Raw genomic sequence first — 9,418 nt, forward strand, 5'->3', positions numbered from 1 at the left:
CGATCTGGATGTTTCCGGACGACGTTTCCTCAAGCCCGGCAATCATCCTGAGAAGTGTGGACTTGCCGCAGCCGGAAGGGCCAACAAATACGCAGAATTCCCCGTGGTCGATCTGAAGATCCACCCCATGGATAACCTGCAGATCGCCATATTGCTTGACGGCATTGGTCAGTGTGACGCCAGACATGAATTTTATTCTCCCTAGAAAAAGTTCAAGCGGGGAACTGCCAGTCTTCGACAGCTGCTGCAATTTTGGAGGCTGTTTCCAGAAGCGCCGGACGTGCCTCCAGCAATTGCTCCATCGTCTTCCGCGATGTTGATGTTGTTACCGAAAGCGCGCCGATCGGGCGCCCTTTGGACGAAAGAATGGGTGCCGCGATGCAGATGATACCCGGCTCATGCTCTTCACGGTCGAAGGCAATCCCATCCTTCCTGATCTGTTCGAGATCCGCCCGCAGCTCCGCATCGGTTGTCAGCGTGCCGGGCGTATAGCGGTAGAAGGACTGCTTCTTGATGATCTCGTTGAGCTCGCCCGGCTCCTGAAACGCCATCAGGGCCTTGCCTACGCCGGTGCAGTAGCCGGGACCGACTTTTCCGGCCTGAGAGAACATGTCGATCGGATTGATCGCGTTGCGTTTGTCGACATAAAGAACCTGACCGCCATCCAACTGCGCCAGATGCACGGTCTCACACACGGCTTCGGACAATGCCCGGACGAAGGGACGCGCAATCGGCGCAATAGAACTCTGGCGCCAGGCGGCATGTGCCAGTCGTACCAGACGGATGCCGAGCGAATAGGTCTGCTGGTGTTCGTCATAGGCCAGCATGCCCTGACTCACCAGGGTCTGCAGCAGTCTGTACAGCGTCGCCTTGGGATGAACACTGTCGGTCAGCAACTCTGAGAACCGGACCGGTCGCCCCATTGCCGCAACTCTGTCCAGGACGTCCAGCGCCTTGCCGACCGTCCCGTCGCCCGTTGCCTGCTTGTTCATATTTTCCTCCATCGGCCCGTTTCTTTACGCCGGACCTGTTGACAACTTAACCCTATCGCCGCAAAGTATCAATATACAAAACTAAGTTTCACATAATGGAACCAAAAGGGAGGACACCATGCGTTCCATAATGAAAACGTCCGCCGCGGCGTTTGCAATCCTGGCCGGCACAATGGCCGGGGCTTCAGCAGAAGGCCTGACAGGCGACCTGAAAATCTTCCTCGACACGTCCAACCCGGCGCCACGTGCGACCATGGAACAGTTGATCGAGGGCTTCCAGAAGCAGCATCCTGAGCTGAACGTCGAAACAACAGTGATCGATCGTGAGGCATACAAGACCCAGATCCGCAACTTCCTGACCGCCAACGCTCCGGACGTCGCGACCTGGTACGCTGCCAACCGCATGCGCCCATATGTGGAAGCTGGTCTGTTTGAAGATGTTTCAGATCTTTGGGCCGAACCGGCAATCGCCAACAATCTGGCGTCCACCAAAGGCGCAATGACGATTGACGGCAAGCAGTGGGGCGTTCCCTATACCTACTATCAATGGGGCGTTTACTACCGCAAAGACATCTTTGACGAGTTGGGTCTCACCGAGCCGACTACATGGGAAGAAGAAAAGGCAAACTGCCAGAAAATCATTGATGCCGGCAAGAAGTGCTACACCATTGGCACCAAGTTCCTCTGGACCGCCGGTGGTTGGTTCGACTACGTGAACATGCGCACCAACGGCTTTGACTTCCACATGGACCTGCTCACAGGCAAAACTTCCTGGCAGTCCGATGAGGTCAAGAAGACGTTCGCCAACTGGCGCGAGCTCATCGACATGGGTGCGTTCATCGACAATCACCAGACCTACAGCTGGCAGGAAGCTCTGCCGTTCATGGTCAAGGGCGATGCCGCTGCCTACCTGATGGGTAACTTTGCCGTGGCACCGTTGCGCGATGCCGGCCTGACCGACGACCAGATCGACTTCTATCAGTTTGTCGAGATCACTCCGGGTATCGAAAAGGCGGAAGACGCACCGACCGACACCTTCCATATTCCGGCAAACGCCCAGAACAAGGAAGCTGCGCGTGAGTTCCTGCGTTATGCGGTGTCCCCGGACGTCCAGACCTGGATCAACGACGGCGATCATCTTGGTCAGCTGCCTGTGAACTCCGAATCCACGGTCGATCAGGACAAGTTCCTGGAGCAGGGCTTTGTCATGTTGTCCAGCAACTCTCCAGGTGGTGTTGCCCAGTTCTTCGACCGCGATGCACCGGCTGAAATGGCGAAAGTAGCCATGGAAGGCTTGCAGGAATTCATGGTCAAGCCGGACAACCTGGACAAGATCCTGGCCCGTTTGGATCGCGCTCGCGAGCGCATCTACAAGTAAGTTCCAGTCAACCGGAACAGGACGGGGTGTCCAGATCGACTTGAACTTGGGTGGCAACACTCAAAGGCAGAAAGGTTGATCGCTTTAATCGAGACAGGGCGTCGCTCAAGCGTTTTCGGACGCACGATGCTCTGGGCACCCCGTCCAATTTCAAGTTTCTGCCGTCGACTCAAGAAGAGTTCCGAAAATGGCCCAAGCGACCGTCGCCGAAGTCCGCCAGAGCTCCTGGTGGCATCGAAATCAGCAGCAGATCACTCCGTGGCTGTTTCTGGCTCCGGGAATTCTGTTCTTCCTGTTTTATGTGATCTTCCCGATCTTCCAGTCCTTCAATCTCTCGCTTTATCAGTGGGACGGCCTGGGAGCAGCCGCATATGTCGGCGTTGACAATTACGAAGAGCTCTATTGGGACGAGGCGTTTTACACTTCACTGAAAAACAACGTCCTGTGGCTGCTGCTGTATCTCGCGGCCATTCCCGCAGGCCTTTTCATCGCGCTCTTTCTCAATCAGACCGTCACGGGCATTCGGCTCTACAAGTCGCTCTTTTTCTTTCCGTTCGTGATCTCGCAGGTCGTCGTCGGGCTGGTGTTCACGTGGTTCTACGACCCGACTTTCGGCATCTTGAACGTGATACTCGGCGCGGTCGGCCTGCCGCCGATGAACATACTTGGCGACGAAAACTGGGTGACTGTCGGCATCATTGTCGCCGGTCTTTGGCCGCAAACTGCCTATTGCATGATCCTGTATCTTACCGGTCTCAATGCCGTTGATCCCGAGCAGATCGAAGCCGGCCGCCTCGACGGCGCCAAAAGCTGGCGCATGCTCTGGTACATCATCGTGCCTCAGTTACGCCCGGCCACATTCATCGCATTCGTCGTGACGATCATCGGCGCTCTGCGGTCCTTCGATCTCATCTCGGTCATGACAAATGGCGGCCCTTTCGGATCCAGCCGCGTTCTCAGCTTCTACATGTTCGAAGTGGCGCTTTCCGAATACGGGTTCCGCATGGGATACGGTGCGGCAATCGCCGTGGTGCTTTTCCTGATCATGCTGGCTTTCATCGCCTACTTCCTTTGGTCGATGTACAAAGAAGAAAAGGCGCGCTGATATGTTTCCGACACCGATCGAACGCACGTCCCGCTCCTGGCAGATCACTTATCAAAGTCTTTTGCCACTCGCCCTGATCCTTTGGTTGCTGCCGCTCATCGCAGTCGCGATCTTCTCGGTCAAACCGGATGCCGACTTTGTCAACGCCAACTATTGGGGATTGCCGTCTTCCTTTGAAGGGTTCACGAACTACGCACTGGTCTTCACGTCTTCGGACATGCCGCAATATCTCTTGAACTCCTTCAAGATCACCATTCCGACGGTGATCGGTGCGGTGGCATTGTCCTGCATGACTGGGTTTGCCCTTGGCGTCTATAAATTCAAGGCCAACATCTGGATCTTCTTCATGTTCGTGGCCGGCAACTTCGTGCCGTTCCAGATCCTTATGGTTCCCGTGCGCGATCTCACGCTACAGATGGGTCTTTACAACACCATCACTGGTCTGGTGCTGTTCCACATCGCCTTCCAGACAGGCTTCTGCACGCTGTTCATGCGCAACTTCATCCGCGCCCTGCCCTTCGAGCTGATCGAGGCGGCGCGCGTGGAAGGCATCTCGGAATGGCGGATCTTCTGGTATGTCGTGCTGCCCTTGATGAAACCGGCAATCGCCGCGCTTGCCGTGCTGATTTTCACATTCATCTGGAACGACTACTTTTGGGCCGTGGTGCTGACACAGGGTGTTGAAAGCCAACCGGTCACGGCAGGTATTACATCCTTCAACGCGCAATACCGTGCTGCCTACCATCTGATGAGCGCTGGCTCCATCGTCGCAGCTCTGCCGCCTGTCGCCATGTTCTTCCTGATGCAACGGCACTTCATTGCCGGTCTGACGCTTGGGGCCGTTAAATGATCAAGACCTGGCATCTTGGTGATGCTAATCAAAGCCTTGTTCTTGCAAGCTTTTCGGGATGCCTTCCTGAAGCGGTTTACTGGGGTCCAGCCTTGCCGGAGGCTGGATCACATCAGGCAATTGCCGAGGCATCTGTCACAGATGTCACCGGCGGCATGGTGGACCGCAATGCCGGTATAAGCCTGAGCCCCGAGGCCTCACAGACATTCCCCGGTCAGGCCGGCCTCACAATTCGCGACAGTGATGGCAAGCTTCTGGCGCCGGCCTTTCGATTTGAACGAGAAACGGTCTCCGAACACGGCCTGGCTCTTGTCTTTGTCGAAAAGTCCTTGAACCTGACTATGGTTCTGGATCTCAGCCTGACGTCAGACAGATCGCTATTGAAGCTGCAGACACGGCTGGAATGTGCGCGTGACATTGTCGTTGATTGGCTTGCGGCTCCCGTTCTGCCGGCTCCCGCCCATACCGGAGAAATAATCGAGTTTTCCGGGCGCTGGTGCTCTGAATTCCAGACGGATCGGCTCCCCTTCACGCCAGGTGCAAAGGTGCGCGACAACCGCACCGGACGGTCGGATCATGCACATTTTCCAGGTCTGATCGTGTGTTCTGCCGAGACCAGCAATACCAGGGGCGAAGCCTACGCTTTTCACTATGCCTGGTCCGGCGGTCACAGGATGGTGGCAGAGGAACTGGCGGACGGCCGGCGTCAGATCCAGTTTGGTCACGCAACTGGCAGCCAGGCCAAAGGCCGCACATTCCAGACCGCTCCGCTATACGCTAGCTATTCTGCAGACGGATTGAACGGAGCGGCCGTCCGCTTCCAGAAACAGGCCCGCAACCTGATTGCAGCCGGTGCGCGCTCGCCGCGCCCGGTTCACTACAATTGCTGGGAAGCTGTCTATTTCGACCACAAGCTCGACGAACTCAAAACCATCGCCTCCCAAGCGGCGGACCTCGGCGCCGAGCGATTTGTACTCGATGACGGCTGGTTTGGCCGGCGGGACGATGACACTTCATCTCTCGGCGACTGGGTGATCGACACTCGAAAATACCCTGACGGCCTTACTCCGCTCATCGATCATGTCAAATCGCTCGGCCTGGAGTTCGGCATCTGGTTCGAACCGGAAATGATCAACGAAAACAGCGATCTTTTTCGGGCCCATCCGGATTGGATCCTGGGTCCGGCGGATCAGACCCGGGGCCGCCAGCAACTGGTTCTCGACATGTCGCGAAACGATGTTCGCGCCTACCTTTACGACCACATAGCCGACATTTTGAAAAACCACGAGATCGGCTACATCAAATGGGACCACAACCGCGTTCTGCCGATCGCGGATGCCGCACAGACAGAAGGTCTCTACGCGCTGATAGATCGCTTGCAGGCAGATTTTCCGCAGGTAGAAATCGAAAGCTGCGCATCTGGCGGTGGGCGCATCGACTTCGGTATTCTGGAGCGCACGCAACGTGTGTGGCTTTCCGACAGCAATGATGCGTTGGAACGCCAGCGGATCCAGCACGGTGCCGCCCTGTTCCTCCCTGCCTCGGTGACCGGATCTCACGTCGGACCGCGCCGGTGCCACACTTCAGGCCGCGTTCTGGACATGAAACTGCGTGCCTGGACCGCTGCGCAGCGCCATATGGGTTTCGAAATGGACCCGCGTGAACTGAGCACGGAAGAAAGCGAGATCCTGCGAAGCGTGACAGCCTGGTGGAAAACCAACCGGGGCTGGATGATGCAAGCCGACATTCTTCGCCTCGACTCTGCCGACCCCGCAGTGATCGCGGAACAACAGATCGCCGCGGATGGCAGCCGCTTTGCGGTATTTTCAGCCCTGATGCGGTCCTCAGACCAGATCCTGCCGCATCCACTAAGGCTTACTGGACTGGACCCCGAAGCGGTTTACAAGATATCCTTGACCAATCGAGACGACGCTCCAGGGCTTTCCCGCGGCGCCCCTCTCCTGAAACAAAAAGATCTGGAAGCCAACGGACAATATCTCATGTCCCATGGCCTCATTCTGCCCTGGCGCTTCCCTGAAACCATCTGGGTTCTGGAAGGCCGGCGGCTCTGAGCGATTTGCGCTCGACTGAAAACCATTCGGCCCAGGCCGCAAGAAAATACAAAGGGAGCGTTTCATGCACGCGAATTATCCGGATCTCAAAGGTGTTTCGGTGTTCATCACCGGTGGTGGCTCTGGAATTGGTGCAGCTCTGACAAGCGGCTTCCTGGCTCAAGGCGCCAGGGTCGCCTTTGTCCAACGGTCCGACGCGACTGAATTCTGTGACGAAATGGAAAGCCAGCACAGCAACCGGCCACTGTTTTTTCCCTGCGACATCTCCGACATGTCGGCCTTGAAAGACGCAATGAACAAATCGGCGGAGATTCATGGTCCGATCAGGGTTCTTGTCAACAACGCCGCCAATGACAAGCGTCATGCAACGGAAGACGTCGATGAGGAGTTTTGGGACTGGTCTCATGCGATCAACTTGAAAGCCTATTTCTTTGCCTGCCAGAATGTCGTAGCGGGGATGCGGGCCGCGGGGGGGGGCTCCATCATCAATTTCACCTCGATTTCCTACATGATGGGCAACGCGGGATACGTCGCCTACACAACGGCCAATTCGGGTATCAACGGCATGACGCGAAGCCTCGCGCGTGAGTTCGGACCGGAGAACATCCGCGTTAACGCCATCGCCCCAGGGTGGGTTCTGACTCAGAAGCAAAAAGACATGTGGGTCACACCGGAAGCGCTTGCGGCCCATCTGGAACGCCAGTGCCTGAAGTTTGAACTTGCACCTGAAGATATTGTCGACCCCGTCCTGTTCCTGGCTTCCAAGACCAGCAGGGCGATGACCGGCCAGTCTCTTGTCGTGGATGGTGGCGTAGTGGTGACGGGATGACCTCTCAAGCAAATGTGACCTGGATCGCGGCGGATTGGGGCACAACCAATCTGCGTATCTGGGCGCTGGATACAGCCGGAAACACGATTGCCCATCGGTGTTCGGCCAAGGGCATGGGAACGCTGGCCAAAAACGAATTCGAAGCAGCCTTGCTCGAACTGGTCGACGACCTCGTCAAGGCTGACGGCACAACGCCGGTCGTCGTCTGCGGCATGGCAGGATCTCGCCAGGGATGGGCCGAAGCGCCCTACAAAACCACCCCGTGCGCTCCGCCATCCATTGATGACGCAACCATCGTCAACGCAACCGACCCAAGGCTGGATGTGCGCATCTTGCCCGGCATCAAGCAAATCACCCCTGCCGATGTCATGCGCGGCGAGGAAACGCAGATCACAGGATTTCTCGCCGACACCCCGAACTTCTCAGGCACCTTGTGCCTGCCGGGTACGCACACCAAATGGGTTGCCCTTGAAAACGGCGTCGTGACACGATTCCGAACCTTCATGACCGGCGAAACCTTTGCGCTTCTTTCGAAACAGTCGGTTCTGCGCCACGGCTTGTCTGATCGGGATCTTGATGCCGATGCCTTCAAATCCGCAACCATGGATATTTTCAAAACCCCGCAGGCGCTTGCTGCAGAACTCTTCGGTGTTCGGGCAGCGGGCCTGATTGCAGACCTGTCCCCGGACGCCGCACGCGGTCGCCTTTCCGGCCTGCTGATCGGCGCTGAGCTGGCTGCCGTCAAAGACGACTTTGACCTTTCCGCAGTCACGATCCTTGGCAGCGACCACATTGCCAAGGCCTACGCATCTGCGCTTGGTTGCCTTGGCTACGAGGCCACGCCTCTCGATGCCGAGACCATTACATTGAAGGGTCTCGCACTTGCCTATTCTTCCTATTCGAAAGCACCATCATGAGCCGAAACCTGATCGCAATCTTGCGTGGTCTCACACCGGAGGAAGCCCTCCCGGTCACCGAATGCCTGATCACTGCCGGGATCACGCGCATTGAAGTTCCGCTGAATTCGCCGGATCCGCTCAAAAGCATAGAAGCCATGGCAAAAACCTTTGCCGATCAGGCCGAAATCGGGGCAGGTACCGTGCTCGAAGCCGAACAGGTTCACCAGGTCAAGGTGGCCGGCGGCACACTCATCGTGTCCCCTGACTGCAATCCGGATGTCATCCGCATCACAAAGGCCGAGGGAATGTCCTCGTTTCCAGGTGTCATGACCCCTTCGGAAAGTTTCACCGCCTTGCGGAATGGCGCCGATGGATTGAAGTTTTTCCCTGCGTCCCTGATCGGCCCCGATGGCATCAAGGCCATGCTTGCAGTTTTGCCAAAGGGAACCGCGACCTATGCTGTCGGCGGCGCGGGTCCGGACAATTTCGCCGACTGGATCAAGGTCGGAACCACAGGGTTTGGCATCGGAACGGCGCTCTACAAGCCCGGCTTCACGATCTCGGAAATCAAGGAACGGGCTGCAAGTATCGTGACCGCCTATGACGCGGCAGTTTCAGCCAACGGGTAAATCCAATGAGCAATGTCTTTGATGACCGGCGCTGCAGGCTCGGCGAAGGGCCCTTGTGGCACCCCGAACGCCAGCAGCTGTTCTGGTTCGACATCCTGAGCAAGCAGCTGATGACCCGCGAAAACGGCACTCCGAAGTCCTGGCAGTTTGACGAGTGTGTTTCGGCGGCCGGCTGGGTCAGCCGCCGCGAGCTTGTGATTGCCAGTGAAAGCAAGCTGTTTCTGTTTGATCTGGAAACGCAAGCAACACAAAAGCTATGCGACCTGGAAGCCGACAATCCGATCACCCGCTCAAATGACGGCCGTGTCGATGCAAAGGGCGGCTTCTGGATCGGCACAATGGGCTTCAATGCCGAAAAGGGAGCCGGTGCTATCTATCGCTATTACAAGGGTGAACTGCGCAAACTTTTCGGCGATATCACGATTACCAATGCGATCTGTTTTTCTCCCGACGGCAGCACCGCTTATTTCGCCGATACGGCCACTCAAAAGATCCAGCAGGTCGCTCTCGACAGCCAGGGTTGGCCTTCCGGTTCACCGAGGCTGTTTGTTGATCTCGGCAAAGACGATCACAATCCCGATGGCGCCGTGGTCGACAGCGAAGGGTACCTCTGGAACGCACAATGGGGTGCCAATCGTGTTGCCCGTTATGCATCGGATGGGAC

Annotated in this window: 10 protein-coding genes; 8 read left to right on the forward strand and 2 right to left on the reverse strand. The window is 57.0% G+C overall.

Translation table 11 applies throughout. From position 1 onward, the window contains the following. Both K5905_RS19185 and K5905_RS19190 read right to left on the reverse strand, forming a co-directional pair. Positions 1-187, reverse strand: a 187-nt coding sequence (locus K5905_RS19185) for an ATP-binding cassette domain-containing protein (protein WP_297586694.1), incomplete at its 3' end; no start/stop codon positions are given. A 25-nt stretch (positions 188-212) separates the two neighbouring features. Continuing rightward, positions 213-992, reverse strand: coding sequence for an IclR family transcriptional regulator (locus K5905_RS19190; RefSeq protein ID WP_297586695.1), 780 nt, complete (start codon positions 990-992; stop codon positions 213-215). Between the two features lie 118 nt (positions 993-1,110). Here K5905_RS19190 and K5905_RS19195 point away from each other — a divergent pair, with 118 nt between their 5' ends. The 8 genes from K5905_RS19195 to K5905_RS19230 form a co-directional block, all read left to right on the forward strand. After that, a complete protein-coding gene (locus K5905_RS19195; protein ID WP_297586696.1) occupies positions 1,111-2,370 on the forward strand; it encodes an ABC transporter substrate-binding protein in 1,260 nt (419 codons plus the stop codon). A 187-nt stretch (positions 2,371-2,557) separates the two neighbouring features. Next, on the forward strand, positions 2,558-3,475 hold the full coding sequence (locus tag K5905_RS19200) for a carbohydrate ABC transporter permease (RefSeq protein WP_297586697.1): 918 nt from the start codon (positions 2,558-2,560) through the stop codon (positions 3,473-3,475). A gap of 1 nt (position 3,476) precedes the next feature. Continuing rightward, positions 3,477-4,325: a carbohydrate ABC transporter permease gene (locus K5905_RS19205; RefSeq protein WP_297586698.1), complete on the forward strand. Its 849-nt coding sequence runs from the start codon at positions 3,477-3,479 to the stop codon at positions 4,323-4,325. After that, positions 4,322-6,397, forward strand: coding sequence for an alpha-galactosidase (locus tag K5905_RS19210; protein WP_297586700.1), 2,076 nt, complete (start codon positions 4,322-4,324; stop codon positions 6,395-6,397). Before K5905_RS19205 ends, K5905_RS19210 begins: the two co-directional genes overlap by 4 nt. 64 nt (positions 6,398-6,461) lie before the next feature. Continuing rightward, complete coding sequence (locus tag K5905_RS19215; protein ID WP_297586701.1) at positions 6,462-7,226, forward strand: SDR family NAD(P)-dependent oxidoreductase; 765 nt, start codon at positions 6,462-6,464, stop codon at positions 7,224-7,226. Then, positions 7,223-8,143 carry a 2-dehydro-3-deoxygalactonokinase gene (locus K5905_RS19220; protein WP_297586702.1) on the forward strand — a complete coding sequence of 307 codons (921 nt, stop codon included), beginning with the start codon at positions 7,223-7,225 and terminating at the stop codon, positions 8,141-8,143. Before K5905_RS19215 ends, K5905_RS19220 begins: the two co-directional genes overlap by 4 nt. Beyond that, the gene (locus K5905_RS19225; protein WP_297586703.1) at positions 8,140-8,754 is read left to right on the forward strand and encodes a 2-dehydro-3-deoxy-6-phosphogalactonate aldolase; all 615 of its coding nucleotides are present in this window, start codon (positions 8,140-8,142) and stop codon (positions 8,752-8,754) included. The genes K5905_RS19220 and K5905_RS19225 overlap by 4 nt, the downstream gene beginning before the upstream one ends. 5 nt (positions 8,755-8,759) lie before the next feature. Beyond that, positions 8,760-9,418: SMP-30/gluconolactonase/LRE family protein (locus K5905_RS19230; protein WP_297586704.1), on the forward strand; the 659-nt coding region annotated here is incomplete at its 3' end.

It is taken from the genome of Roseibium sp., assembly GCF_025698965.1.
In the GTDB taxonomy this organism is placed as follows: Bacteria; Pseudomonadota; Alphaproteobacteria; order Rhizobiales; family Stappiaceae; genus Roseibium.